The organism is Nocardioides sp. Root682, assembly GCF_001427795.1.
Lineage (GTDB): Bacteria > Actinomycetota > Actinomycetes > Propionibacteriales > Nocardioidaceae > Nocardioides.
Window position 1 is genome coordinate 329,399 of the sequence record NZ_LMHJ01000001.1, and the last position, 24,513, is coordinate 353,911.

The window sequence follows — 24,513 nt, forward strand, 5'->3', positions numbered from 1 at the left end:
CTCAGCGGGCTGCGCGGTCGACGGCCTTCTGCGCGGCATCGCGCTCAGCCGTTGCCGTCCTGAGGTCGGCTGCCGCTGCATCGCGGAGCTCCTCGGCCTCACCCGTCTCCTCCTCGACGCCGTCGGACTCCTCCTCGAGGTCGGCGAGCCGGCGCCGCAGCTCGTCGATCTCGGCCTGGAGCTGCAACGACCTGGCCGCGAGACGGGCGACCTCGGCCAGTGCCTCCTCGTGGGTGGCGCTCGCATCGTCGTACTCCTCGACCGCGACAGCGAGTCGTTCCTCGGCGGCCGCGAGAGCCTTGGCTGCGCGGTCCGGATCGGGTACGACGTGCAGGTCGGGCGGGCCGGGCACGACCGCCTCACGAGCGCTCGCGTGGAAGCCGAGGGCCTCCGGTACGGCGATCGCGCCGGCCAGGTCGGCAGGGTCCATCGGCTCGACGCCCGTGGTGTGCAGCGGCGTGACGAGAAGTCCGCTCCGCACGGCGCGTCCGCAGGACTCGTCCACCATCGCTGCGGTGAGGGTGGCCTCGACCTGCTCGGCCACGGCCTCCGTGACCCGGAAACCCTCGTCCCCGGCGAGTCGTCGCGCCTGGGTGGTGACGGCCGCGGTGACCTGGCGACGTTGCCTGGTGAGCGCGCGCAGCTCCCCTGCCGACATCGCCTTCTGCGCCTCACGCAGCGCGGCGCCGACGCTGAGCACCTGGTCGACCTGTGCAGCTTCTCTGCGGACGAGCAGGTTGACGACCCAGGCCGCGGTGGCCGGCTTGCGCAGCGCCTTCACCCGGGCGGCCATCGGCGTGCCCTTGAGCGCCTTGACCCGGGCATCACGAGCAGGGGTGAACTCGGCGAGCGGAAGGGCGTAGAGCTCGTCGGCGATCTCCAGCAGCTCGTCAGTCATCGAGCCCCTGCTCGATCACGTAGCGGGTCAGCTCGACGCGGTTGTGCATCTGCAGCTTGCGCAGGGTGTTCTGCACGTGGTTCTGCACGGTGCGGTGCGAGAGCACGAGCCGTTCGGCGATCTGCTTGTAGGACATCCCCTTCGCGACCATCTTGAGGATCTCGGTCTCGCGATCGGTCAGCTGCTCACCGGGAGGCGTGCTCGGCGCGTTCATCCGCCGGAACTCGCCGAGCACCAGCGCGGCCAGACCAGGCGTGAAGACGCTGTCCCCAGCAGCAACCCGACGGACGGCCGCAACCAGCTCCGCGCCGGACGCCGACTTCACGAGGTAGCCGGTCGCGCCCGCCTTCACCGCCGCCAGCACGTCGTCCTGCTCGCCGGACGCCGAGAGGATCAGCACCCGTGACGACGGATCGGTGGCCAGCACGCTGGCCGTCACCTCGACGCCGCTCGGCTCCGGGATCTGCAGGTCGAGCACGACGACCTGGGGTCTCGTGGCCTGGAAACGGTTGATCGCCTCGGTGCCGGTGGCGGCCGTGGCGACAACAGCGAACCCGGCGGCAGTCAGGTCGCGCTCGACCGCATCGCGCCACATCGGGTGGTCGTCCACGACCATCACCCGGATCTGATCGGACATGGCTCGACCCTAGACGGAGAGCCGGCGAGGTTGCGCAGCAACCGTCCGGCGGCGTTGGTCGAGGAGGTTGCGCCGCAACCGTCTCGAGACCCGTCATGCTCGGTGGAAGCGGCCTCGCCGGTGCAGCAGCGCGTCGTCGGATCCGCTCTCGTCGATCGTGACCTGCTCGATGGCGACCTCCACCTCGACCGACCAGCCCACCTCACGCTCACCGACGTACCGCACGTCGGCCCAGGTGCCTGCCGAGGCGAGCCGCGGACCGTGGTCGGTGTCGACGAACTCGGCCTGCCGGAAGGGGCCACCCGGCGCCGGTGCGGTGCCGGCGAAGGCCTCGGCGAGGTCGCGGTCCGCCCAGGAGAGCAGCTGCACGACGGCGAGGCCGTCGTCACGCAGGACGTCGACCAGGTCGGTGTCGGGGTCCAGGAGCGCGAGGACCGAAGGCGACGGCCCGAGCGCGACCATCAGCGACGACACGGTCAGGCCCGCCCGCTCTGCACCCTGCCCGGCCGTCCACAGCGTGACGGCGCCGCCGACGCGGCCACGGAAGCGACGCGCCGGATCGGGATCGGCGTCGGCGAACGGGTGGGTGGAGTGGATCGTCATCGGTCTCCTCGTGAGGAGGTGACGCGAGGTACGGCGAACGTCCACTCCGTGCCGTGGGCCCCGGTGTCGAGCGTAGCAGTCCCGCCGAGGTCGCGGATCCGGCCCCGGATCGACTCGAGCACGCCGAGGCGACCCTGCCGCTCGGCCTCCTCGAGGCGCCCGGCGGGAATCCCCGCACCCTCGTCGCGGACGGTGACCTCGACGTGATCGCCCAGGTCCTCGAGCAGGATCCAGGCCGGTGCGTCCTCGCCGACATGGCGACTGATGTTGTCGAGGCAGGCGCGGACGACGGCCGTGATCTCGGCGACCGCAGGTGCCGCCATCCCGACCGCACCCGCGGGCAGCGCGACCTCCGTGCGGGGGCGGGCGCCGAGGACGCCCAGTGCGGCTGCCAGGTCGGCGCTCCCTCCTGCCGTGCGTGTCGGCGTCACGGCGTCCTGGGACCGGATCAGGGTGCGCAGCGCCCGTTCCTGGGCGCCGGCCAACCTGCCCAGCTCGGCCGCCTCCCCGCCGAGCTCGCCACCACGCCGCTGGACGAGCGCGAGCACCTGCAGCACCCCGTCGTGGACCACTCGTGCGAGGCGGGCCCGCTCAGCGGCGGCAGCGGCCTCGCTCTGTGCCCGGTCCCGATCAGCGGCCATGGCCGTGAGTGACTCGCAGACGAAGCCCACCATGGAGCCGCAGAGGAGCAACAGGAAGACGTTTCCCCAGTCCTGCTGGCTGATGTGCGACCGGCTCAGGAGGTCGATCGCTCCCAGCAGCACGGCGGCCGTGGCGCCCCCACGCCAGCCGTAGCGAACCGCCCACGCCAGCAGGGCGCCGACGATCCAGTAGCCGGGAATGCTCGCGTGGAACCACTCCCCCTTGGCCACCGGAGTGGCCAGCAACATGCCGACCGCCAGGGCCAGGTCGGCGACCAGGACCGCGGGAACCCGCCGCTCCGGAGCGGCGTAGACGACGATCGCCGCGATCGTGCCCGCCGCCATGACCCCGACACAGGCCCAGCCGAGGGCGGGGTGCTCGAAGTTGTTGCGGTAGGCGTTGAGCGTCACCGTGTGGACCAGGACGACCACCCGCAGCACCGCGAGCGCCCGGAACATCCGGTTCTCGACGGCGACCGCAGCCCGGGTCGTCGTACCGCTGGTCACGACGGAGTCGGTCAGGACGCGATCTTCCGCTCGTCACCCTCGCCGCGTTCGGCCCGCTCGGCGCGCTCGGCCTTCCGCGACTCCTCCTTGGCGCGACCGGCGTACATGTCGACGTACTCCTGGCCGGAGAGGCGCATGATCTCGTACATGATCTCGTCGGTGATCGAGCGCAGGATGAAGCGGTCGTTCTCCATGCCGGCATAGCGGGAGAAGTCCATCGGCTTGCCGAAACGCACGGTCGGACGCGTGATCCGGCCGAACTTCTTGCCTGGCGGCGCCACCACGTCGGTGCCGACGACGGCGACCGGGATCACCGGCACGCCGGTCTCCAGCGTGAGGCGGGCGATGCCCGTCTTCCCGCGGTAGAGCCGGCCGTCGTGGGACCGGGTGCCCTCGGGATAGATCCCGAACAGCTCCTCCTCCGCCAGCACCCGCTTCGCCGAGACCAGCGCTCCGGACGCGGCATCACCGCTGGTGCGGTCGATCGGGATGTTGCCGGTGCCGCTGAAGAACGTCTTCTGCAGCCAACCCTTGACGCCCGGTGAGGTGAAGTACTCCGCCTTCGCGACGAAGCGCACCATCCGCGGAATCACCAGGGGCATGAACAGCCAGTCGGCGTACGACAGGTGGTTGCTGGCGAGGATCGCCGGACCGGACGGCGGGACGTTCTCGAGACCCTCGGCACGCGGCCGGAAGATCAGCTTCAACAGCGGCCCGAGCGCGATGAACTTGAGGAACCAGTAGAACAACCGACCGACCTTCCGCTTGGACTTCCCTGCCGCGAAGCCTAGTGCCTCCACGGCCTTGTGCGGTCACCCGCGCATGCCTGCGTTCGTACGGCACAATCACGCCATGCCGCCGAGCCCCGCGTCCCTCACCGCGCCACTGACGATCGCCGCCCGCCCGGAGCTCACCGGGGGCCGCCGCATCGGCGTGCTCCTCAGCCACGGGTTCACCGGCTCCCCCGCGTCGATCCGGCCCTGGGGCGAGTACCTCGGCGACCTCGGGTACGGCGTCGCCGTACCCCGCCTTCCCGGGCACGGCACCACCTGGCAGGAGCTCAACCAGCGCACCTGGGCCGACTGGCACTCGGAGATAATCTCGACCTTCGATGCGCTCCGGGCCGACCACGACGCGGTCGTCATCGGCGGGCTGTCGATGGGCGGGGCGCAGGTGCTGCAGCTCGCCGCTGCCCGCAACAGCGAGATCGCGGGCCTCATGCTGGTCAACCCGGCTGTGTCGACCAAGCGTCTCGACGTCAAGCTGCTGCCCGTCCTCAAGCACCTCGTCGGCTCCTTCCCGGCGATCGGGAACGACATCAAGAAGTCCGGCGCCGACGAGCTCGCCTACGACCGCACGCCGCTCAAGGCGGCCCACTCGATGATGCAGGCCTGGCCCGGCATCATCCGGGACCTCCCGAAGATCACGGTGCCGGTCATCTACTTCCGCGCCGACGACGACCACGTCGTCGATGCCTCGTCCGAGAAGATCATCCGCGAGAAGCTCTCGTCGGACGACGTCACCCGCGTGCCCCTTCCGGAGAGCTATCACGTGGCGACACTCGACAACGACGCCCCGACCATCTTCGAGCAGTCGGCGGCCTTCATCGCCCGGGTCGCTGGGTGACCGTACCCGCAATCGAACCTGCCGCAACCGGTACGGGCAACGCCATGGACCGGATGCTGCTGGCCTTTGTCCGGTTGTGGGCGTTCGCGTTGTTGCTGCACGTGTGCATGGCGGACCGTCACCGCCTGGACACCCTGTGGGGGGTCGCGGTCGCTGCGCTGTCGTTCGCTGTGCTGGTCCGTCCGGCCTCGCTGCGCCTCTTCGGGATCCTGCTCATCGCGCAGCTCGCCGACATGGTCGCCGAGATGCCGTACTCCCCCAACCACTGGATGCTCGACGGCTTCGTCGGGCTCACGATCCTTGCCTGCTTCGCGCTGCGACGCGAGGTCACCCTCGACGCGCTGCGCCGTGCGGTCCCTGGCATCCGGATCGTGTTGCTGATCGCCTATTCGGCCGCGGCCCTGGCGAAGTACAACACCACCTTCCTCGACCCGGTGACCAGTTGTGCGTCGGCCATCGCGTCGCGCGCATCGTTCGGGGCGACCCGTGACCTCCCGATGGATCCGGTGTGGATGCTGGTCACGATCACGGCCGAGAGCCTGATCCCCCTCCTGCTGCTGATCCCGGCGACCCGGCGTCACGGGGTTCGCTTCGGCATGGCATTCCACTGCCTGATCACGTTGAGTCCGGCGATCGGCGTCCAGGACTTCAGTGCCACCCTCATCGCCCTGTTCTTCCTGTTCCTGAGCGCCCCGGACGCCGAGCACCTCCTCGACAGGCTCCAGCGGCTCACGGGCAAGTCGGCCGTGGTGCGCGACGTACGCCGGTTTCCAGACGTGGCGGCGTTCCTCGGCCTCCTGGCGATCGGGTTCGCTGGCTACGTCAGCTTCGCAGCGGCCTCCGCAGCGACGAACGTGATCAGCAAAGTGGTGCTGGTCGCCGTCGTCATCGCTGCCGTGTGGTCCTGGCGCCAGCCAGCGCCCACCGCACCCCTGGCCGGCATCACCTGGATCCAGCTCCCGATGATCCTGCTGACGTTGGCCTGGGCCATGAACCCCTATCTGGGGCTGCGTACGACGGCCTCCTTCACGATGTTCTCGAGCCTGACCACAGAAGGCACCGAGGCCAACCACCTCTTCCTGCCCTCGGTCCACCTGACCGACTGGCAGGAGGACCTCGTCTACATCCAGTCGTCCAACGACGCTTCGATCGACCGCGCTGCCGATTCGGACGTGGCCATTCCGCTCATGGGACTGCGGTCCATCGCGATGAACGACTCCGACCTCGAGGTCACGGGCGTCCTGCACGGTCAGCAGGTGACGTTCGGTCCCGAGGCGGGCCAGACCCCCCTCGAACCGCTGTCCTGGTGGCAACGGAAATACGCGCACTTCCACGCCATCCCTGTCGGCGACCATGCCTTCTGCACGGACTGAACAGACTCGTCTGGCTAGGCGGGCGGACCCCAAGGCCCGCAGCGTAGGCTGATGCCGTGAAACGGGAGAACCCCGAGGAGCAGGACTCCGCGTGGCAGAAGATCGTCGAGAACTACGGCGAGCGCGCCGAGCTCGACGCTGTCGATGACGCGGTCGAGGTGGCCATCGAGCCGGAGCCAGACCTCCGTGACGACGACCCGGCGGGTTCGAGCCTGTTCGACGACGACGCCATCGACGAGATCGACCGCTTCGTGCCGGACAGCCCGCCGCCCATCCCGATGCCACCGCCCGACCGGTTCCTGGCCTGGCTGGGCGTCTTCGGTTCGCCGACCGTGCTGCTGGTCTTCCTCGTGCTCGGGATCGGCATGCCGCCGTTCCTGGGGTGGATCCTCGTCGGCGGCTTCGTCCTCGGCTTCTGCTACCTGGTGTTCACGCTTCCGCGAACGCCCCGCGACCCGTGGGACGACGGCGCGGTCGTCTGAACATTCCTCGGACCCGTCAGGCGGGTGAATGGTCGCGCGCCAGCAACGCGGCGCCGACCGCCCCGGCTTCGGGTCCGGTGCGCGCGGGAACCAGCGGCGGCACCGGCCGAAAGGCCGTGCCCTGCAAGGACTCGGCGAGCGCAGCCCGGGCTGGCTCCAGCAAGAGGTCGCCCACCGTCGAGACGCCGCCACCGACGACGACGAGCTGGGGATCGAACGCGGACACCAGTCCCGCGACACCCACTCCGAGCCACGTGCCCACCGAGGCGAAGGCCTGACGCGCGACCTCGTTGCCGGCGAACGCCATCGCGGCGACCTCGGGTCCGTCGAGGTGCCTGCCCAGCGCCACCCGGGTGACGCGCTCGAGCGCCCGGCCGCTGCAGTACTGCTCCCAGCAGCCACTCAGACCGCACTCGCAGGCCAGCCCGTCCGGGACGACCTGCATGTGGCCGAACTCCCCGGCCAGCCCATGGGCTCCGCGGACCACGCGCCCGCCGAGGACGAGCGCGCCACCGATGCCGGTGCCGATGGTGATCATCAACATCGAGTCGGCACCGCGGGCAGCTCCCACGACCAGCTCGGCATGCGCCGCGCAGTTCGCGTCGTTGTCGAGTACGACGACGAGACCGGTCCGTTGCGCGATCCGCTCCCGCACGGGGGCATCGCGCCACGGCAGGTGGGCGCCGAAGAGATAGCGCTCGCCGGCACCGTCGACCAGCCCCGCGGCAGAGATGCCGAGCGCGACAGGCGGCCGGTCGTCGTACACGTCACGGGCGGCGAGCTCGACCGCGTCCTCGACCTCCGACTCCGAGGCGCTTCGACCGGGCATCGGGCGGGTCGCCGTGGCTTCGACGTCCCCGTCGGCCGACACCCGCACGGCCAGCACCTTGGTGCCGCCGACGTCGACGCCGACCCACGTGTCCCCGGCCATCAGGGCGACCTCAGGTGCGCGCCAGGTCGGCAGCGCCGATGACTCCGGCGCGGTTGCCCAGCGCAGCGAGACGGACCTCGGCGCGCGGGCGGAATCCACGAGGGGTCAGCTCCCGGTCGAAGGACGCCCTCAGCGGATCCAGGAGAAGGTCTCCTGCTTCGCTGACGCCACCACCGATGACGATCACGGCAGGGTCCAGCACGGCCACCAGCGAGGCGATCCCGTGGCCCAGCCACCGGCCCAGCTCTTCCAGCTGTTCGATGGCGAACCGGTCGCCGTCGCGCGCGGCATCGGTGATCATCGGACCGGTGATCGCAGCAGGGTCACCTCCTGCGCGCCGAACGAGGTCCTGGCCCGGCAGCGGGTCGGCGGCGACGGCTTCCTGCGCGGAGCGCACCAGAGCGGTCCCACTGGCGTACTGCTCGAAGCAACCGCGGTTGCCACAGCCGCACGGACGACCGTCGGGAACGACGCAGAGGTGGCCGATCTCGGCTGCCACGCCGTAGGCGCCCCGCAGCAGGTTGCCTCCGACGACGACCCCACCACCGACGCCGGTGCCGACGGTCACCATCAGCTGGTCGTCGACGTCACGTCCGGCGCCGTACCGGAACTCGCCCCACGCGGCCGCGTTGGCGTCGTTCTCCACGACGACCGGCAGGCCGGTCATCCGGGCCAGGTCGGCTCCGAGGGTCTCGTTGCGCCACGCGATGTTGGGGGCGAAGAGAACGGTCGACCGGTCGGCGGCGACGTAGCCCGCGGCCCCGACCCCGACCGCCGCGACCGGGTGCTGCGCGGCCAGCTCGGCCACGAGACCAGCCGCAGCCGCCTCCATGGCATGCGGATCCGTCGCGGGCGACTCCACCCGCGACTCCGCGATCACGTTTCCTTCGGCATCGACGACGGCACCGGCCATCTTCGTGCCGCCGATGTCGATGCCGCAGGTCAGAGGGGCGGTCACGGTGTCCTTCCCGGGCCATCAGTGGGGTCGCCGGCGTCATCGGTGTCGTCGAGGTCGATGTGCTCGACCCCGGCACCGCGCTGGTGCGCACCGTCCGCACCGGGCGGCGGTGGCAGGGTCTCCATGAACCCGGCAGCGGCCTGGAGCAGCGAGGACGCCGCGACCATCAGGTGGGTCCTGACCTCGGGCGAGGTCTGCCGTACGGCGTGCACGACCCGGCAGACCGGGCAGTAGCGACACTCCGCCTCCCCGGTCGCGATGTGCTCGTTCACCTCGTGCGCCATCGCCGCCGCCTGGGCGGCGAACCCGGTCGCACTCCCCGCCGCCTCACCGGCCTGCTGGCGCGCGGCGTCGGCCAGGGCGCCGAAGAGCTTCATGGCTTCCTCGCCGACGCTGCCGATCTCGTGCTTGTTCTCGTGCTCGTCGCTCATCGGCGCTCCTCGACCGGGCCGGCGGCCGCCGCGGCAGGAGTCGGCTCGGCGAACCGGACGCGCAGCTCGCCGTCGACGACCCGAGCTCCCGCGACCCGCAGTCGCGCCAGTCCGGCCGGCAGGGTCAGCAACCGCCGGTAGGAACCCACCGTCATCACGAGCTCGTCTCCGTTGCGGGCAAGGTCGACCTCCGAACGGGTGACGAACGGCAGGGACAAGTGCACCACGGCCCCGCCGTCGTCGGGTCGGGACACCCGGAAGGGACCCTCACCGGTCGGCGGCGCGAGCGGGTCGGCGCCGTCGTACAACGCCGCGGCCAGGGTGGCGACCGCCTCGACCCCGACCGGTTCGGCGGGTTGGTACTCGGACGTGAAGATCGGCAGACCCGTGAAGGACTCGGCAACCTCGGCGAGGACGCCCTGTTGCGCAGCGACCCACCCGGCCCGCCACTCATCGGCAGCGTCGGCAGGGAAGACACGGTTCGCGACCACGCCGTCCACCCGATAGCCGTACAGGCACAGGCTCGTGAAGGCCCGCCGCGCTTCGGCCAGCACCATCTGCTCAGGAGTGAGGACGAGGCGGACGCTGGCATCGGGGCCGGACAGCAGGGCGTGCACGTCGTCGAGCTCCGCGTGGAGACGAGTGATCGCGTCGAACACGTCATCGCCCGGCATCGGTACGCCGGCGGCGCGGTTCAGGATCGGGCGCAGCGCCTTGACGAGGCGGCGCTGGATCGGGAGCAGGCGCTCGAGGTACCAGCCGAGGGCTTCGGGAAGGGCGAGCAGGCGCAGCGTCTCGGCGGTCGGCGCGCAGTCGACGACGATGACGTCCCACTTCCCGGAGCGGGCGTGCTGACGCAGCTCGAGGAGTGCCAGCACCTCCTCTGCCCCCGGGATGACGGTCATCTCCTCGGCGGCAACCGGATCCATGCCGACCGCGTCGAGCACCGTCAACAGGTACCGCTGGATGTCGGCCCAGGACTGCTCGAACCGCAGTTGGGCGTCGACCTGCTGGAGGAACAGGTGAGGCGCCACCTCGGTCGGCTCGGAGGGGCGGGAGTCTCCGGGCGCGCCGTAGGCGTCGGCCAGGGAGTGCGCCGCGTCCGTCGAGATCACCAGGGTGCGCAGGCCTCGTGCCGCTGCGAGCGCGGCTGTACCGGCGGAGACGGTCGACTTGCCGACGCCACCCTTGCCGGTGAACAGAATGATCCGCACGGACTGGTCCCGCATCCGCGGCGCCCTCAGGCGCCGGACTCGACGCGCTTCTTCAAGCCCTTGAGCGCAGTGTCGATCAGGATCTTCTCGCCCTTGCGCTTGAGCATCCCGATCAGGGGGATCGAGACGTCCAGGGACAGCCGGTAGGTCACCTGCGTCGTGTCGGGTCCGGTCTCACGCAGCACGTAGGCACCCTCGAGCGCCTTGAGCATCTTGCCCTCGACGAGGGTCCAGGTGACCTGGTTGTCCCGGTCCCAGTCGTAGGCGAGCGTGTACTCGTCCTTGATCGGTGACACGTCGAGCTCGAAGAACACCTCACGCGCCCGACCACGCTGCGCCTCGTCGCCAGCGTCGAAGGAGGACGTGACCTTCGCGACGGTGACGCCCTTGGCCCACGCGGGGTACGCCGGGAAGTCCGCGATGACGGCCATCACATCCGCTGCGGGGGCGTCGACAACGATCGACGAAGACGTCTGTTCGGCCATGGCGGCAGGCTACCGGACTTCACGGCTGGGGATGGCAGCGGTCGGACGGCGGAGTACCCTTCGTCCGGCCCCACAGCAGGAGGAACGGTGCGCGAGTACTCCACCCCGCAGACCATCACGATCCCCACGTCAGGCAACCTGACCGACGACGTCGTCCGGAACGCCGAACAGGCTCCTGACGAGGCACAATTCAGCCGACCGGACGAGACCGGCGGGTGGTACGACGTCTCGTGCGCGCGCTTCCTCGCCGACGTCTCAGCCGTCGCGAAGGGCCTGATGGCGGCCGGTGTCGAGCCCGGCGACCGGGTGGCCGTGATCTCGCGCACACGCTACGAATGGACCCTGTTCGACTACGCCATCTGGTTCGCCGGCGCAGCCACCGTGCCGATCTACGAGAGCTCCTCGGAGGAGCAGATCCGGTGGATCCTGTCCGACTCCGGCGCACGGGCGATCGTCGTCGAGGACCGGGAACACGCTGACCGCGTCCGGCCCTCGCGCCCGGACCTCCCCGACCTCGAGTACCTCTGGACGATCGAGGGTGACGCCGTCGGCGAGCTCACCGGTCTCGGTTCCGGCGTCAGCGACAAGGAGCTGGAGGCGCGCCGTACGACGGCCGGTCCGGGCGACCTGGCCACGCTGATCTACACCTCCGGCACCACCGGGCGTCCCAAGGGCTGCATGCTGACGCACGCGAACTTCCAGACCGAGCTGACCACCGCAGTGGCCGAGCTCGAGCGGCTCTTCCAGGCCGAGGACGCCTCGACGCTGCTCTTCCTGCCCCTCGCGCACGTCTTCGCCCGGATCATCCAGGTCGGCTGCATCAAGTCACGCACCCGGCTCGGCCACAGCTCCGACATCAAGAACCTGCTCCCCCAGCTCGCCACCTTCCAGCCGACCTTCATCCTTGCCGTCCCACGGGTCTTCGAGAAGGTGTTCAACACGGCGTCCCAGAACGCCACCGCTGACGGCAAGGGCAAGATCTTCGATCGCGCGGCCGAGGCAGCGATCGCCTACTCGCGGGCCCAGGACAACGGGCGCGTCCCGGTTCGGATTCGCGCCCAGCACGCGCTCTTCTCGCGCCTTGTCTACGGACGTCTCCGCGCCGCCCTCGGCGGTCACTGCGAGTTCGCCGTGTCGGGCGGTGCACCGCTGGGCGATCGTCTCGGGCACTTCTACCGAGGTGTGGGCATCACCGTCCTCGAGGGCTACGGCCTGACGGAGACGACCGCCGCACTCACGGTGAACCTTCCCGATGCCCAGAAGGTCGGCACAGTGGGCCGGCCCCTGCCGGGCGCTGCGGTCCGGATCGCCGACGACGGGGAGTTGCTGTTCCGCGGTGGACAGGTGTTCGCCGGTTACTGGAACAACGACGCTGCCACGGCCGAGGCGCTGGACGCCGACGGGTGGTTCCGCACGGGTGATGTCGGCGAGGTCGATGACGAGGGCTTCGTCCGCATCACCGGCCGCAAGAAGGAGATCCTGGTGACCGCCGGGGGCAAGAACGTCGCTCCTGCCGTGCTCGAGGACCGGGTCCGCTCGGCCGCACTGGTGAGCCAGTGCCTCGTGGTCGGCGACGGTCAGCCGTTCATCGGTGCGCTCGTCACGATCGATGAGGAGGCCTTCCCCGCGTGGGCCGAGCAGCACGGGAAGTCCGGCTCGATCGCCGACCTGGTCGAGGACGACGACCTCCGCGCCGCGATCCAGACGGCGATCGACGAGGCGAACAAGGCCGTGTCGAAGGCGGAGTCGATCCGCAAGTTCACGATCCTCCCGTACGACTGGACCGAGGAAGCCGGGCAGGTCACCCCGAGCCTGAAGCTCAAGCGCAACGTCGTGATGCGCGAGAGCCGCGACGAAATCGCGGCGCTCTACGCCTGAGTTCAACCGATCGGTCAGAGCCCAACCACCCGATCTGACCAGTCGGTCCCGGGTCTGGTCTCGGTCCGGTATCGAATCGTGATGTTTTTGCGATTTCCGTCACTTCCACGCGTCGTCTTCGCTAACCTCGCGATGCGTCACTGCCGGGGAGGGCAGGCGCGCTGACATTTTCTTTCGGAGTGAGTGGTTGCCGAGGACCCTGGGAGGGATTCCCTCGGACAACGCATGGGGAGCGGGAGGGCTCTGAAGTGGACCGTCGCAGGTTGATGCTTGTTGTTGCTGCAGTGATTGCAGCGCTCGGTGTCGGACTCGTCTTCGTCTTTGCGCGCGGCGCGGAGTCGCGAGCAGCCGAGAAGTACGAGACGACCAAGGTCGTCACCGTCGCCGCCGGAAAGACCGTGCTGCCGGGTGAGAGCATCAAGTCCGCGCTCGACTCGGGCAAGCTCAGCGAGACCGATGTCCCGAAGGGCCAGGTCCTGGAGAGCGCACTGCGCCAGTCCGAGCTGACCAGCCTGGACGACAAGGTCGCGCTCACCACCCTCTTCTCCGGTGAGCAGCTGCTGTCCACCAAGTTCGGCGGAGTGGGCGACGCGATCGACGTGGCCACGCTGCCGCTGCCGGCCGGCATGATCGCCAAGCCGCAGTCCTTCGACCTGCCGGTCGGCTCGTTCATCCTTCCGGGCTCACAGCTCGCGGTCTTCCTGACCACCGATGCCAGCACCCCGACCTGCCTGCTCATCGACCGCGTCTCGGTCATCTCCGTCGGCGCGACGACCACCGTCGTGCCCGAGGGCGAGGAGGCACCCGTGGTCGGCGCATCGCCCGCACTGCACCTTGCGGTCACGCAGGAGCAGTTCGAGCAGATCGAGGACGGCAAGAAGCGCGGCGTGCTGTCCGTCGCCCTGCTGAACTCGGCAAGCGACGTCAAGGTCGACAAGACCGGTCCTTGCGCCGCCATCCGCGACGCCAGGTGAGGTCGTCATGCCGGTTCTCGTAGAACAGGATCCTTCGCTCGTCGACCAGCTCCTCGGTGCCATGCCACCGGGCTCCCAGGCCGTCGGGACGAGCGAACGCGGGCTCGCCTGGCTCGACCAGCACGCCGACGAGTACGTCGTCGCGTTCGGACCGTCAGTGGACTTCGCCGTGGCGCTGGCCACGGCGGAGGATCTGCGGATCAAGCGTCCGACCGTCAGCGTCGTCCTCGTCCGCGACCAGTACGACACCGACGTCCTCACGCGTGCGATGCACGCCGGGGTCCGCGATGTCGTGGTCGCCGCCGACCAGAAGTCGCTGACCGGAGCCATCGAACGTGCTCACCAGCTGCACCAGGCGTTGCGCGGTCCCGGCGGTGCTCGCCAGCTGGGTCGCGTCGTCACCGTCTTCTCCCCCAAGGGCGGCGTGGGCAAGACGACCTCGTCGGTGAACCTCGCGCTCGCGCTGACCGACCGGGGCGCCCGCAAGGTGTGCCTCGTCGACCTGGACCTCGCGTTCGGTGACGTCGCCATCACCATGCAGCTGTTCCCGACCCACTCGATCGAACAGGCCGTCGGCGCCGAGGACTCGATCGACCTCGGGATGCTCGAAGGCCTGCTCACGCGCGCCGAGGACTCCCTGGTCGTGCTGGCTGCGCCGGCCCACCCCGATGTCCGCGAGCGGATCACGCCGCTGCTGATCTCACGGATCCTGCGCACCCTGCGCGACGGTTTCGACTACATCGTGGTCGACACCTCACCGTCCTTCGACGACGCGACGCTCACCGCCCTCGACGAGACCGACGAGTGCGTCATCATCGCGACGCTCGACGTACCGACGCTGAAGAACGTGAAGGTCGCGCTCGAGACGATGGACATGCTGAACATCGCCCGTGGGCACCGGCACCTCCTGCTCAACCGTGCCGATGACGAGGTCGGGATCAGCGTCGAGAAGGTCGAGAGCATCCTTTCGATGCCCGTCTCGGCCCAGGTCGCCACCGCAGTCGACATCGCGGCAGCGACCAACGCCGGCACGCCGATCATCACCCACAAGCCCGGCCACGCGGCCAGCATCGCCTACGCCAACCTAGCCGCGTCGGTGACCGGTGAACCGGTGTCGGCCCCCCAGTCCCGAACCACCGACCAGGCCGATCACACTCGGTCGCGCGGACTCTTCCGCCGCGGGAGGAATTGATGTCCAGCCTCTCCGATCGCCTCGCCGCGGCGCGCCAGGAAGCCGCCGCCGCCCAGGGCAAGCACGCAGCACCGTCCACCGAGGACGACGTCACCGCCGGGGTGGAGGGCGCCAACGCCCCCGCCGCACCGACCGAGCCAGAAGCGAAGGCCAAGACGCCGGGGCCGCTGTCCTCGCGGACTGCCGTCGCTGCCACCGAAGGACGCCCCGGCGCTCGGCGGACCATGGCCGCCCAGGAGGCAGACCGCATCGAGGAGCTGAAGAGCAGCGTCCACGCGGAGCTCCTCAAGCAGCTCGGTCCGCACCTGTACGACGCGGAGATGGACCAGGAAGAGCTCGACCAGAAGGTGCGCTCTGTCCTGTCCGAGGTCCTCGGCGCCCAGGACCGGCCGCTCAGCGCGAGCGACCGCAGCCGGGTCACCCAGGAGATCACCGACGACATCCTCGGGTACGGACCGATCGACCCGCACCTGCGTGACCCGGAGGTCTCCGAGGTCATGGTCAACGGCTACGACAGCGTGTGGCTCGAGAAGAACGGCCGGCTGACGAAGTCCGATGCCCACTTCGCGGACGAGGCCCACCTGCGCCGCACGATCGACAAGATCGTGTCGCGGATCGGTCGACGCGTCGACGAGTCCTCGCCGATGGTCGATGCGCGGCTCCCTGACGGCAGCCGCGTCAACGCGATCGTGCCTCCCCTCGCGGTGGACGGCTCTGCCCTCACGATCCGGAAGTTCTCGACGGATCCGCTGACCGTCCAGGACCTGATCAACTTCGGTTCCCTCACGCCGCAGACCGCCGACTTCCTCGACGCGTGCATCCGCGGACGCCTCAACGTGATCGTCTCGGGTGGAACCGGCGCCGGAAAGACGACCACGCTCAACGTGCTGTCGTCCTTCATCCCCACCGACGAACGCATCGTCACGATCGAGGACGCCGCCGAGCTCCAGCTCAAGCAGGACCACGTCGTTCGACTGGAGTCCCGCCCCTCGAACATCGAGGGCAAGGGCGCGGTCACCATCCGCGACCTCGTGAAGAACAGCCTCCGGATGCGCCCCGACCGCATCGTCGTCGGTGAGGTCCGTGACGCCTCGGCCCTCGACATGCTGCAGGCCATGAACACCGGCCACGACGGTTCCATCTGCACCCTGCACTCGAACGGACCGCGCGACACGCTGGCTCGTATGGAGACGATGGTACTGATGGCCGGGATGGACCTGCCGATCCGCGCCATCCGCGAGCAGGTGGCGTCCGCTGTCGACCTGATCGTGCACCAGACCCGGTTCAAGGACGGGTCGCGCCGGATCACGCACATCACCGAGGTCGAGCGGATGGAGGGCGACATCATCACCCTCCAGGACATCTTCGTCTTCGACAACTCGGCCGGCTTCGACGAGAACGGCCGGATCCTCGGTCGCCTGCGGACGACCGGCCTTCGGCCGAAGTTCCTCGAGAAGCTCGCCTACGCCAACGTCGCCGTCGACCCGACGATCTTCCGAACGGAACGAATCTGATGTCCGGGCGCCGGGCACTCCGCCGCCTCGCGGCCCTGCTCGTCGTCCTGGTCGCCGCGCTGCTGCTCCCGGCGGGTGCGGCGACGGCTGAGGACGGCTCCATCGCCCACGTCGAGTCCACCGCCGACGGTCTCCGGATCCTCGTCGACGTCCCTGCCGGGATCGAGACCGATCTCGGCTCCGTCAGCGCCACCCTCGACGGCACCAAGCTGGACGCCACCGCGTCCGCGACCAGCGACGGCTCGGTCGTCAAGCGGACCACCGTGCTCGCCATCGACACCAGTCGGTCGATGCGCGAAGCCGGACGGTTCATCGCCGCAAAGCAAGCGGCGTCGACCTACCTCGAGACCGTGCCGCCGGACGTCGAGATCGGCATCGTCACGTTCGACTCCACCGTCGACGTCGCCCTCGCGCCGACGACCGACCGCGGAGCCGCGAAGACGGTGATCGACGGACTCACCCTGCGCCAGGACACTCTCCTGTACGACGGCCTCGTGGCCGCAGTGGAGGCTGCCGGCACCACGGGCCAGCGCACCGTGCTCGTCCTGTCCGACGGCGCCGACACGGGGAGCAAGGCCAGGCTCGACGACGTCGTGGCCGCCGTGGAGGCCAATGCCACCAGCGTCCACATCGTCGGTCTCGACCTGGCCGAGCAGCAACTGACCCCCCTGCGCACCATCGCGCGCGCCGGTAAGGGCGACGTCATCACCTCGACGGGCACCGCCCTCGCCGAGGAGTTCGCCAACCAGGCCCAGGCGATCGCCAACCAGGTGCTGGTCACCGCTCCCCTGCCCGCCAACTTCGACGCTGACGTGGCGAACGTCGTCGTGACCCTCCCGACCTCGGGTGAACCGGTCATCGCCCGAGCCCTGGCCCCCATCGAGGCAGCCAGCACTCCGGACCTGCCTGACGTCGTACCGAACTTGGCTACCGACAACGGCTGGAGCGCTCCGGACTGGCTGCTGTGGGTGGGACTCGGTGTGTTCGGGCTCGGCCTCGTGACCGCAGCGATGCTCCTCGTTCCCAAGCCGGCAGGTCCGATGAGCATTGCCGATCGGGTGACTGCTTACAGCACCCGTACCTCCGGTCTGGACATGACTCAGGAAGCCAAGCCGGCTTCCGAGCCCGTGCTGGACCAGGCCAAGGCCGCAGCCGCGGGGGTGCTGGAACGCAACAGCGCGCTCAACGAGCGCCTGACCCGCTCGCTCGGTGCCGCCGGTAGTGAGTTCAAGCCTTCCGAATGGCTGCTGGTGCACGTCGGGGTGGTCTTCGGAGCAGCCCTCATCGGCTTTCTGCTCGGCAAGGGCAACCTGCTGGTCGGACTCCTGTTCGTCCTCATCGGCGCGGTCCTCCCACCCCTCTTCCTGCGCTTCAAGGCCAGCCGTCGACGCAAGGCGTTCGATGCTGGGCTGCCCGAGGTCCTGCAACTGATCTCCGGAGCCCTGAGCGCCGGTCTGTCGCTCGCCCAGGCGGTGGACACGGTGGTCCGCGAAGGACCGGAACCGATTGCCGGGGAGTTCAAGCGGGTGTTGATCGAGGCCCGGATCGGCGTGGCTCTCGAGGACGCCTTCGACGGTGTCGCCGAGCGCTTCGCCAGCAAGGACTTCGCCTGGGCCGTGATGGCGATCCGCATCCAGCGTCAGGTCGGCGGCAACCTCGCCGAGCTGCTCACGACCGTCGCGGCAACCATGCGGGAGCGCCAGTACCTCCGGCGCCACGTGCGTGCGCTGTCGGCTGAGGGGCGCCTCTCAGCCGTCATCCTCTGCATCTTGCCCCCAGGGTTCCTGGTCTTCTTCCTCGTCACCAATCCAGACTTCCTCGACCCGCTGGTCCACGATCCTCGCGGCTGGGTGCTCTCGGGATTCGGAGTCATCTGGATGGCGATCGGCGTGTTCGCCATGTCTCGGCTGGTCAAGGTGGAGATCTGATGCTGCTGCTACTCGCATTCTTGCTCCTCCTGGGCGCCATCCTCGCCTTCGGTGCTGCCTTCGCGAAGGAGCAGCCCAAGGGTGTCGCGCGGGCACTCGAAGCCCTGGAGCGTTCGGGGCAGGCGGGCCACGAGCTGGCTCAGGAGGCCGATCGCTCGTTCGCCGACCGGATCGTCGATCCGATGCAGGCCCGCGCGCTGACCTTCGGACGCCGACTGACCGGCGCGGACAAGGCGGAGCGTATTCGCCGCAAGCTCGACTTCGCCGGCAATCCACGAGGCTGGTCGGTCGACCGGGTCGTTTCGCTGAAGGTCCTGTTCGCCATGGTCTTCGCTGCTGCAGCCCTTGCCTACGGATTTCTGGTCGGCATTTCCCCCCTGATCGTCCTGTTGGCCACAGTTGGCGCCATGGGGCTCGGCTTCGTCGCGCCCGATCTCTACCTGCACAACCGGACTGCCCACCGCGCCGACCAGATCCGACGCAGCCTCGCGGATGCCGTGGACCTGCTCACCATCAGCGTCGAAGCCGGCCTCGGGTTCGACGCCGCTCTGCAGCAGGTCGCGCGCAACACCGACGGTCCGTTGGCCGAGGAGTTCTCTCGTGTACTTCGAGAGATGCAGCTCGGCATGGGCCGCTCCGAGGCGATGCGCGCGCTGGGCGCCCGTACCAACGTCGAGGACCTGCACACGTTCGTGGGTTCCATGGTGCAGGCGGACGCCTTCGGCATTCCGATCGGTCAGGTGTTGCGCGTGCAGTCCTCCGAGATCCGGGTCAAGCGTCGACAGTACGCCGAGGAGAAGGCGCAGCAGGTGCCGGTCAAGATCATGGTTCCGTTGATTCTCTTCATCCTGCCGTGCCTGTTCGTCGTTATCCTTGGTCCCGCCGTACTCGGAGCAATGGACGCGTTCAACTCGAACTAGAGTCAAAGGATCGGAACAACCATGCCGAGCAGTCGGTCGTACGCCGTTGTCGGCGCGACGCGGATGTTCGCGCTGCTCGCCATCGGTGGCCCGATCCTCTGGTTGCGCCAGGAACAGGGCGTCATCTCGCTCGCCACCTTGAGCGCCGTGTGGGTGTACCAAGGCGTGACGGCCACCCTCCGGGACCTGCGGCTCTCGCTGGCCCCGACCACCGAGGCCGCAGCGGTTGGTGTCATCTGCGCACTCGGCATGACCGCAGCCCCATCCATCCTGGCAGCGCTGGTCGTGCCACCGCTCTATGCCACGGCCGTGGCCGGTGTCCGCACGATGGCGCGCACGGTGCTCATTGAGCTGATCGCCGTCGTTGCACTCGCCCTGATGTGGTGGGAAGAGGTCACGTCCGACCAGGCCGTCGCCATCTTCACCTGGGTCATGGCCGGCGTCGGCCTCAGCCTGATCGCCGCGGTCACGTTCTCCTCGGACCGCGTTCCCGATCCTCTGGCGCCCTACCGCGACGCCCAGGAGCACCTCAAGCAGCTCCTGGACCTCGCCGGCAGCCTCAGCTCCGGGCTGGACGTCGGTGCCCTGGGCGGTGAGCTCCTGAGCGAGGTGAGCGACCAGATCCCCAACCGCGGACTGGTCCTCTACGTCGCTCGCGGGGATGCCTTGACTCCCGTGGCCTCCACCGTGGAGCTCGAACCCGGAGATGCCGTGGCCAGTGAGACGCTTGCGAACGACGTGCGCCAGAGCGTCGGGACACGGTCCGGCCCCGTCGAGATCGGGCAGGGTTTTGCCTTCCGCGTCAGTGACCAGGCCATCGTCGCGGGCCTGCGCCCGTCCGGTTCGGATGCGGCCGACCCGCTTCCCCTCGCCGCGGTCGCGGACCGGCTCACCGGAAACGCAGTCAAGCTGGACGCGGCCCTGCTGTTCGCCCAGTTCCGCGACGCAGCCACGTCCGACGAGCGCAACCGGCTCGCCCGCGAGATGCATGACGGCGTCGCGCAGGACATCGCTTCGCTCGGCTACATCATCGACGCCCTCGCGGCACGACCCGCCGACGAGCAGCAGGCCAAGGCGCTGGCCATGCTGCGCGAACGGGTGAGCAAGGTGGTGGCCGAGGTCAGGCAGTCGGTGATGAACCTGCGTACCAGCATCGGGGAGAACGAAAGCCTCGGTGGAGCCATCAGCAGCGTCGCCCGCCACCTCTCGGAGTCCTCCGGCATCCCGATCCGGGTCCGCCTCGACGAGCAGCCCACCCGGCTGCGTCCCGAGGTCGAGGCCGAGTTGTTCCGCATCACCCAGGAAGCCATCAACAACGCCGTCAAGCATGCCCGCGCCACCGCGATCGACGTGCGCTGCCAGGTGTACGCACCGGAAGCAATCATCACGATCACCGACGACGGTGTCGGCCTCCAATCTGCCCGCAGCGACTCGCACGGCCTCAAGATCATGCGCGAACGTGCCAGACTGATCGGTGCGGAGCTCGTGGTTCGCGACAATGCCAGCAGGGGCCTCACCGTTTCAGTGTCGGTGAAGATCTCACGGAACTCCGTCGGCGCCGTACCGGCCTCGGCCACCCCAGAGGAGACGCGATGAGCGAGAAGATCACCGTCCTGCTGATTGACGACCACGAGTTGATCCGCAACGGTCTCGGTGCAGTACTGGACCTCGAGGACGACCTCGACGTCGTGGCGACCGCTGGCTCGGTCAGCGAGGGTATCGAGCGCTGGCGCCAGTACCAGCCCGACGTGGTGATCACTGATCTCCAGATGCAGGACGGCACCGGGCTCGACGTCGTGCGCACGATCCGCAAGGAGAGCGACAAGGTCGGTCTCATCGTGCTCACCATGCACTCGGGCGATGAGCAGATCTTCGCGGCGATGCAGGCCGGCGCGTCCGGCTTCGTCGGCAAGGACGCGCCGTCGACCGAGGTCATCAAGACCGCCCGTCACGCCGCAGTCTCTCCCAAGGCCTTCGTGTGCGCCGGCCTGGTGGGCGCCATGATGCGTCGGCAGTCGGCGGAGTCCACCGCGCTGACCGAGCGTGAGCACGACGTCCTGCTCCTCCTGGCAGAGGGGCTCAACGCCGCCGCCATCGGAGCAAAGCTCTATCTCTCCGAGTCGACCACAAAGTCGCACATCGCCCGGATCTACCAGAAGCTCGGCGCCTCCAACCGCGCCCAGGCGCTGGTCACGGCAATGCGAATCGGGCTGCTCTCGACCGTCCAGCCGTCGGCCCGCTGACAGCGTTACCGGAACGCTTCGCACGGTAGTCAGAAGTGACTACGAGCGACAAGACGAACTCCCGATCCGTGGTCCTGTGAACTCAGGCAGAGTTCTCTTCATCGGGGAACACTCCCCGGGGACACCGAAGCAAACAGTTCTAGGGAGAACACCCCATGGTCCAGTACCTCAGCATCCTGCTCAACGCCCGCCTTGCCAAGACGGACGAGCGTGGCGCCACCGCCGTTGAGTACGGCCTGCTCGTCGCCCTGATCGCCATCGCGATCATCGTCGCGGTCACCACCCTGGGCGGCAAGCTCAGCGGCCTGTTCGAGGACGTGAGCAGCTCGCTCTGAGCGAGCGCGTCAGTCGCCGGTAGGGTCGGGTCGTCAGTGACGACCCGGCCCTTCTCGCATTGTTCGGCACACAGAAGAGAGGCGGTCCGATGGTCGAGTCAGTACGCACCGAGCGCGGTGCGACGGCTGTTGAGTACGCGCTGATCCTTGCGCTCCTGGCGATGGCGATCATCATCTCCGTCAGCCTGTTCGGAGGCGGGGTCGCCGGTCTGTTCCAGGACTCCGCCGCGAGTGTGGGCAACGCCGTTCCCTGACGTGGCCGCCCGGGCAAGCGCGACCCGGTCCAGGACCGTTGGATGTGAACCGAACCAGAATTGTGACCATGCCGGGGGTGTGGGGTCGGCATGGGACCGCAGCGCCAGACGGCGCTGGAGGTCGACGAACGCCGCAGGTGCGTTCGTCACCTCCAGCGCCGTCTGGTCTGCCCGGGTCTCGAGCTTGCGGCTGATCCCGTTCTGCACGGGCGCGGCGAGCACCGTCGCCAGTGCCGCCAACGCCAGGATCGTGGGCACCGCACTCATCCCGATGCCGGGCGGTACGACGTCCGGCGGGTCGGCGACGCCGCCAGCCAAGCGCCTGCGCGGCAGCAGCAGCCCGAGCAGGCCGACCCCCACCAGCGCACCGGCGGCTGCCAGCAGCGTCCCTGTCACCACGTCGTCGTACTTCGCGTGGGCGAGCTCGTGGGCGACCACCGAGAGCGTCTCGTCCTTCGGGGTGTCGTCGACCAGGTTGTCGTAGAGGACCACCCGGCGCGTGTGCCCGAACCCCGACACGTAGGCGTTGAGCGTCGTCGTACGACGGGACGCATCCGCGACGAGCACGTCGTCCACGGCGACGCCCTCCTTGTCGGCGAGCGCCAGGATCTCCGTGCGCAGGGCACCGTGGGGCAGCGAGTCGAACTGGTTGAAGAGTGGCTCCACCACCAGCGGGTAGACGAACGACCCCGCGGCGACCAGCGCGGCGGCGAGCACTCCCCCGATGGCCGGCCACATCCGCGGCCAGCGCCGCGCGCAGCCCACCAGTGCGATGAGCGCTATCGAGGTCGAGATGATCGTGACCAGCTCGCCCTTCGCGAGATCGAGGGTCCATGCGGCCCAGGTGCCCGCAGCGAGGCCTTCGTCCAGGCGCAGCTGGCGCAGCACGATCCCGAACGGCAGGGTGACCAAGCGGCCGACGAGGGTCAGCGCCGCGACGACCAGCAGGACCCGCACCCACCACCAGCCCGGCATCCGCTCGGCCCAGAGGCGGCCACGTCGGCTGAACCCGAACCAGGCCGCCACTGCGAGCGACACGGCCAACGACGACCAGCTCCAGATCCGCCCCCACGTCGCAAAGTGCTCCGCGCGCGTGATCTCGTCGGCGGAGAACACCGACGAGGCGGACACGGGTGCGGGCACGCCGCCGGGGACCGGCTCCCACGGCACGCGGTTGGCGGCGATCAGCACGAAGGCAGCGACACCGATGAGGGCAGTGCCGAGCGCCACCCGATCGGCGGAAGGGCGGGGGTCCACGGCCCTACTCTGACACGCCCGCCAATGCGGCCAGCTGGGCCTGCCAGGCCGCAGTGAGGTCGGCCACCGACCAGCCGAAGGACGCACGCAACGCGGGCGCGAGCTCCTTGCCCTCCAGCATCGCCCGGTAGAAGTCGACCAGGGCCCGCTCGCCTCGACGCTCGGCCAGGGTGACGCTCACCTGCCAGGCCGCCTCGTACACAGCACCCAGATGGGTTCCCGACGGATTGAACTCCGAGTCCGTGGGCAGCGCCTTGGGTACGCCGTTCTTGCGCACCTGCGACCGGATCTGACCGGCCGTCTTCGCCAGCGGCAGACCGACGTCGCGCAACGCCACGTAGTCGGCGAACCCCTCGACCACCCAGAGCGGAACGTTGCGGGCGAGCACTGCTCCGGTGAGGGCGTGCACCGCTTCGTGGGTCATCACGACCTGCGCGGCCACCCGGTCGAGGTCGTCGTAGACAGCGGGATTGATGAAGACATGGATCGGGCTGCCAGCAACCCGCGACCCGTCCACCGGCGCCGTGACGGCGGCAATGGATCCGTAGGCGCCCGGATCGGCACCCAGCGCGCGGTGCAGGGCGGTTGCGTCACGGGGCACCTCCACCACGAGCCCGGACCGGCCACCGACGACCGCGCGGGCCTCCGCAACGGCCTTGCGGGCCCATCCGGCGTACGACGTCCGGTCGGCCGAGGTGCCCGAAGTGTCTGCGGCGAGCACGAGGGCACCGGGAACCCGCTGGACGGTCACCGGGCCGGTGAGCCACACGGGGAGCCGACCTGTCGCGTCGCCGATGGCAGCGATGCGTCGTCCCCCGGCGGCGAACGACATGGGAATCTCCGTGCGGGCCGACGCCTCGTCGAAGCCCTCGATCCGCCACGTCACGGCGACCAGCCCGTCCCAGGCGTCGTCGCCCGACGTGCGGCCGGTCTCGGTGACGTAGCGGAACGTGACGTCGCTGAGGTCGATGGCCTGCGCATTGGTGGCCAGCGCCGCGACGAGCGTCCGGGCGTCTTCGGTGGCCAGTGCTCGCGCTGCCGCACCGTCGCCGGCGACGACCGCGTCCTGCAGGGCTGCCAAGGTGTCCGCCGCGGCCGCCGCATCGGCGACCTCGCTGCCCTGAGCCGGAGGCGGCGCGACGTACTCGTCAGGCGAGCAACCAGCCGTCGCCAGGGCGACCGCGAGCAAGCCCGCCGGAAAGAGCCGGCGGATCACCCAGTCACCCAGTCAC

The 24,513-nt window shown here is 69.4% G+C and carries 24 protein-coding genes and 1 pseudogene; 13 read left to right on the forward strand and 12 right to left on the reverse strand.

The genetic code is table 11. From position 1 onward, the window contains the following. Position 1 precedes the first annotated feature (1 nt). From ASD84_RS01580 to ASD84_RS01600, 5 genes are all read right to left on the reverse strand, one after another. Positions 2 to 898: a hypothetical protein gene (locus tag ASD84_RS01580; RefSeq protein ID WP_056706066.1), complete on the reverse strand. Its 897-nt coding sequence runs from the start codon at positions 896 to 898 to the stop codon at positions 2 to 4. Beyond that, the gene (locus tag ASD84_RS01585) at positions 891 to 1,535 is read right to left on the reverse strand and encodes a response regulator (protein ID WP_056706068.1); all 645 of its coding nucleotides are present in this window, start codon (positions 1,533 to 1,535) and stop codon (positions 891 to 893) included. Before ASD84_RS01585 ends, ASD84_RS01580 begins: the two co-directional genes overlap by 8 nt. A 93-nt stretch (positions 1,536 to 1,628) precedes the next feature. Continuing rightward, on the reverse strand, positions 1,629 to 2,138 hold the full coding sequence (locus ASD84_RS01590) for a flavin reductase family protein (protein ID WP_056706070.1): 510 nt from the start codon (positions 2,136 to 2,138) through the stop codon (positions 1,629 to 1,631). Continuing rightward, the gene (gene macS / locus ASD84_RS01595) at positions 2,135 to 3,286 is read right to left on the reverse strand and encodes a MacS family sensor histidine kinase (RefSeq protein ID WP_082573091.1); all 1,152 of its coding nucleotides are present in this window, start codon (positions 3,284 to 3,286) and stop codon (positions 2,135 to 2,137) included. Before macS ends, ASD84_RS01590 begins: the two co-directional genes overlap by 4 nt. An 11-nt stretch (positions 3,287 to 3,297) precedes the next feature. Continuing rightward, positions 3,298 to 4,035 carry a lysophospholipid acyltransferase family protein gene (locus ASD84_RS01600; protein ID WP_056706074.1) on the reverse strand — a complete coding sequence of 246 codons (738 nt, stop codon included), beginning with the start codon at positions 4,033 to 4,035 and terminating at the stop codon, positions 3,298 to 3,300. A 103-nt stretch (positions 4,036 to 4,138) separates the two neighbouring features. Here ASD84_RS01600 and ASD84_RS01605 point away from each other — a divergent pair, with 103 nt between their 5' ends. Genes ASD84_RS01605 through ASD84_RS01615 form a run of 3 tightly spaced genes read left to right on the forward strand, consistent with a single transcriptional unit; the run spans position 4,139 to position 6,767 of the window. Continuing rightward, positions 4,139 to 4,912 (forward strand): alpha/beta hydrolase, encoded by a 774-nt coding sequence (locus tag ASD84_RS01605; RefSeq protein ID WP_082573336.1) that lies wholly within the window; start codon positions 4,139 to 4,141, stop codon positions 4,910 to 4,912. Beyond that, complete coding sequence (locus ASD84_RS01610) at positions 4,909 to 6,285, forward strand: hypothetical protein (protein WP_156391524.1); 1,377 nt, start codon at positions 4,909 to 4,911, stop codon at positions 6,283 to 6,285. The genes ASD84_RS01605 and ASD84_RS01610 overlap by 4 nt, the downstream gene beginning before the upstream one ends. A gap of 56 nt (positions 6,286 to 6,341) precedes the next feature. After that, positions 6,342 to 6,767, forward strand: coding sequence for a hypothetical protein (locus tag ASD84_RS01615; RefSeq protein ID WP_056706079.1), 426 nt, complete (start codon positions 6,342 to 6,344; stop codon positions 6,765 to 6,767). 16 nt (positions 6,768 to 6,783) lie between these two features. On the opposite strand, the gene ASD84_RS01620 is transcribed toward ASD84_RS01615, so the two are convergent. Genes ASD84_RS01620 through ASD84_RS01640 form a run of 5 tightly spaced genes read right to left on the reverse strand, consistent with a single transcriptional unit; the run spans position 6,784 to position 10,786 of the window. Next, on the reverse strand, positions 6,784 to 7,698 hold the full coding sequence (locus ASD84_RS01620) for an ROK family protein (RefSeq protein WP_056706081.1): 915 nt from the start codon (positions 7,696 to 7,698) through the stop codon (positions 6,784 to 6,786). Between the two features lie 10 nt (positions 7,699 to 7,708). Continuing rightward, complete coding sequence (locus tag ASD84_RS01625; protein ID WP_082573092.1) at positions 7,709 to 8,656, reverse strand: ROK family glucokinase; 948 nt, start codon at positions 8,654 to 8,656, stop codon at positions 7,709 to 7,711. Then, positions 8,653 to 9,087, reverse strand: coding sequence for a hypothetical protein (locus tag ASD84_RS01630; RefSeq protein WP_056706083.1), 435 nt, complete (start codon positions 9,085 to 9,087; stop codon positions 8,653 to 8,655). Before ASD84_RS01630 ends, ASD84_RS01625 begins: the two co-directional genes overlap by 4 nt. Next, positions 9,084 to 10,316: an ArsA family ATPase gene (locus ASD84_RS01635; protein ID WP_235530926.1), complete on the reverse strand. Its 1,233-nt coding sequence runs from the start codon at positions 10,314 to 10,316 to the stop codon at positions 9,084 to 9,086. The genes ASD84_RS01630 and ASD84_RS01635 overlap by 4 nt, the downstream gene beginning before the upstream one ends. Before the next feature lie 11 nt (positions 10,317 to 10,327). Then, positions 10,328 to 10,786: an SRPBCC family protein gene (locus tag ASD84_RS01640; RefSeq protein WP_056706085.1), complete on the reverse strand. Its 459-nt coding sequence runs from the start codon at positions 10,784 to 10,786 to the stop codon at positions 10,328 to 10,330. Between the two features lie 87 nt (positions 10,787 to 10,873). On the opposite strand from ASD84_RS01640, the gene ASD84_RS01645 reads away from it, so the two are divergent. From ASD84_RS01645 to ASD84_RS26145, 10 genes are all read left to right on the forward strand, one after another. Then, on the forward strand, positions 10,874 to 12,664 hold the full coding sequence (locus tag ASD84_RS01645; RefSeq protein WP_056706086.1) for an AMP-dependent synthetase/ligase: 1,791 nt from the start codon (positions 10,874 to 10,876) through the stop codon (positions 12,662 to 12,664). A 263-nt stretch (positions 12,665 to 12,927) separates the two neighbouring features. Beyond that, on the forward strand, positions 12,928 to 13,638 hold the full coding sequence (locus ASD84_RS01650; protein WP_156391525.1) for a hypothetical protein: 711 nt from the start codon (positions 12,928 to 12,930) through the stop codon (positions 13,636 to 13,638). A 7-nt stretch (positions 13,639 to 13,645) separates the two neighbouring features. Next, complete coding sequence (locus tag ASD84_RS01655) at positions 13,646 to 14,830, forward strand: AAA family ATPase (protein WP_056706090.1); 1,185 nt, start codon at positions 13,646 to 13,648, stop codon at positions 14,828 to 14,830. Beyond that, complete coding sequence (locus ASD84_RS01660; RefSeq protein ID WP_056706091.1) at positions 14,830 to 16,344, forward strand: CpaF family protein; 1,515 nt, start codon at positions 14,830 to 14,832, stop codon at positions 16,342 to 16,344. The genes ASD84_RS01655 and ASD84_RS01660 overlap by 1 nt, the downstream gene beginning before the upstream one ends. Then, positions 16,344 to 18,272: a type II secretion system F family protein gene (locus ASD84_RS01665; RefSeq protein ID WP_056706094.1), complete on the forward strand. Its 1,929-nt coding sequence runs from the start codon at positions 16,344 to 16,346 to the stop codon at positions 18,270 to 18,272. Before ASD84_RS01660 ends, ASD84_RS01665 begins: the two co-directional genes overlap by 1 nt. Next, positions 18,272 to 19,192, forward strand: coding sequence for a type II secretion system F family protein (locus ASD84_RS01670; protein ID WP_056706095.1), 921 nt, complete (start codon positions 18,272 to 18,274; stop codon positions 19,190 to 19,192). Before ASD84_RS01665 ends, ASD84_RS01670 begins: the two co-directional genes overlap by 1 nt. 21 nt (positions 19,193 to 19,213) lie before the next feature. Then, positions 19,214 to 20,788: a sensor histidine kinase gene (locus ASD84_RS01675; RefSeq protein ID WP_056706097.1), complete on the forward strand. Its 1,575-nt coding sequence runs from the start codon at positions 19,214 to 19,216 to the stop codon at positions 20,786 to 20,788. Next, entirely contained in the window at positions 20,785 to 21,435 is a 651-nt protein-coding gene (locus ASD84_RS01680) for a response regulator transcription factor (protein ID WP_056706100.1), read from the forward strand. Before ASD84_RS01675 ends, ASD84_RS01680 begins: the two co-directional genes overlap by 4 nt. Positions 21,436 to 21,590: 155 nt before the next feature. Then, positions 21,591 to 21,770 (forward strand): Flp family type IVb pilin, encoded by a 180-nt coding sequence (locus ASD84_RS01685; protein WP_056706102.1) that lies wholly within the window; start codon positions 21,591 to 21,593, stop codon positions 21,768 to 21,770. A 161-nt stretch (positions 21,771 to 21,931) separates the two neighbouring features. After that, positions 21,932 to 22,024 (forward strand): hypothetical protein, encoded by a 93-nt coding sequence (locus ASD84_RS26145; RefSeq protein WP_414858592.1) that lies wholly within the window; start codon positions 21,932 to 21,934, stop codon positions 22,022 to 22,024. Positions 22,025 to 22,045: 21 nt separating this feature from the next. Here ASD84_RS26145 and ASD84_RS01690 read toward each other — a convergent pair. Next, positions 22,046 to 23,368, reverse strand: a pseudogene (locus ASD84_RS01690) (M48 family metalloprotease); the annotation flags it as partial. Beyond that, positions 23,286 to 24,497: a hypothetical protein gene (locus ASD84_RS01695; protein ID WP_056706105.1), complete on the reverse strand. Its 1,212-nt coding sequence runs from the start codon at positions 24,495 to 24,497 to the stop codon at positions 23,286 to 23,288. The pseudogene ASD84_RS01690 and the gene ASD84_RS01695, both read right to left, overlap by 83 nt. Between the last annotated feature and the right edge of the window lie 16 nt (positions 24,498 to 24,513).

Bases quoted from the DNA above. Each gene is read 5' to 3' on its own strand.
- ASD84_RS01640 (WP_056706085.1), bottom strand. From the start codon at position 10,786: ATGGCCGAACAGACGTCTTCGTCGATCGTTGTCGACGCCCCCGCAGCG.
- ASD84_RS01680 (WP_056706100.1), top strand. From the start codon at position 20,785: ATGAGCGAGAAGATCACCGTCCTGCTGATTGACGACCACGAGTTGATC.
- ASD84_RS01590 (WP_056706070.1), bottom strand. From the start codon at position 2,138: ATGACGATCCACTCCACCCACCCGTTCGCCGACGCCGATCCCGATCCG.
- ASD84_RS01670 (WP_056706095.1), top strand. From the start codon at position 18,272: ATGCTGCTGCTACTCGCATTCTTGCTCCTCCTGGGCGCCATCCTCGCC.
- ASD84_RS01620 (WP_056706081.1), bottom strand. From the start codon at position 7,698: ATGGCCGGGGACACGTGGGTCGGCGTCGACGTCGGCGGCACCAAGGTG.
- ASD84_RS01580 (WP_056706066.1), bottom strand. From the start codon at position 898: ATGACTGACGAGCTGCTGGAGATCGCCGACGAGCTCTACGCCCTTCCG.
- ASD84_RS26145 (WP_414858592.1), top strand. From the start codon at position 21,932: ATGGCGATCATCATCTCCGTCAGCCTGTTCGGAGGCGGGGTCGCCGGT.
- ASD84_RS01675 (WP_056706097.1), top strand. From the start codon at position 19,214: ATGCCGAGCAGTCGGTCGTACGCCGTTGTCGGCGCGACGCGGATGTTC.
- ASD84_RS01635 (WP_235530926.1), bottom strand. From the start codon at position 10,316: ATGCGGGACCAGTCCGTGCGGATCATTCTGTTCACCGGCAAGGGTGGC.
- ASD84_RS01685 (WP_056706102.1), top strand. From the start codon at position 21,591: ATGGTCCAGTACCTCAGCATCCTGCTCAACGCCCGCCTTGCCAAGACG.
- ASD84_RS01655 (WP_056706090.1), top strand. From the start codon at position 13,646: ATGCCGGTTCTCGTAGAACAGGATCCTTCGCTCGTCGACCAGCTCCTC.
- ASD84_RS01660 (WP_056706091.1), top strand. From the start codon at position 14,830: ATGTCCAGCCTCTCCGATCGCCTCGCCGCGGCGCGCCAGGAAGCCGCC.
- ASD84_RS01605 (WP_082573336.1), top strand. From the start codon at position 4,139: ATGCCGCCGAGCCCCGCGTCCCTCACCGCGCCACTGACGATCGCCGCC.
- ASD84_RS01630 (WP_056706083.1), bottom strand. From the start codon at position 9,087: ATGAGCGACGAGCACGAGAACAAGCACGAGATCGGCAGCGTCGGCGAG.
- ASD84_RS01585 (WP_056706068.1), bottom strand. From the start codon at position 1,535: ATGTCCGATCAGATCCGGGTGATGGTCGTGGACGACCACCCGATGTGG.
- ASD84_RS01665 (WP_056706094.1), top strand. From the start codon at position 16,344: ATGTCCGGGCGCCGGGCACTCCGCCGCCTCGCGGCCCTGCTCGTCGTC.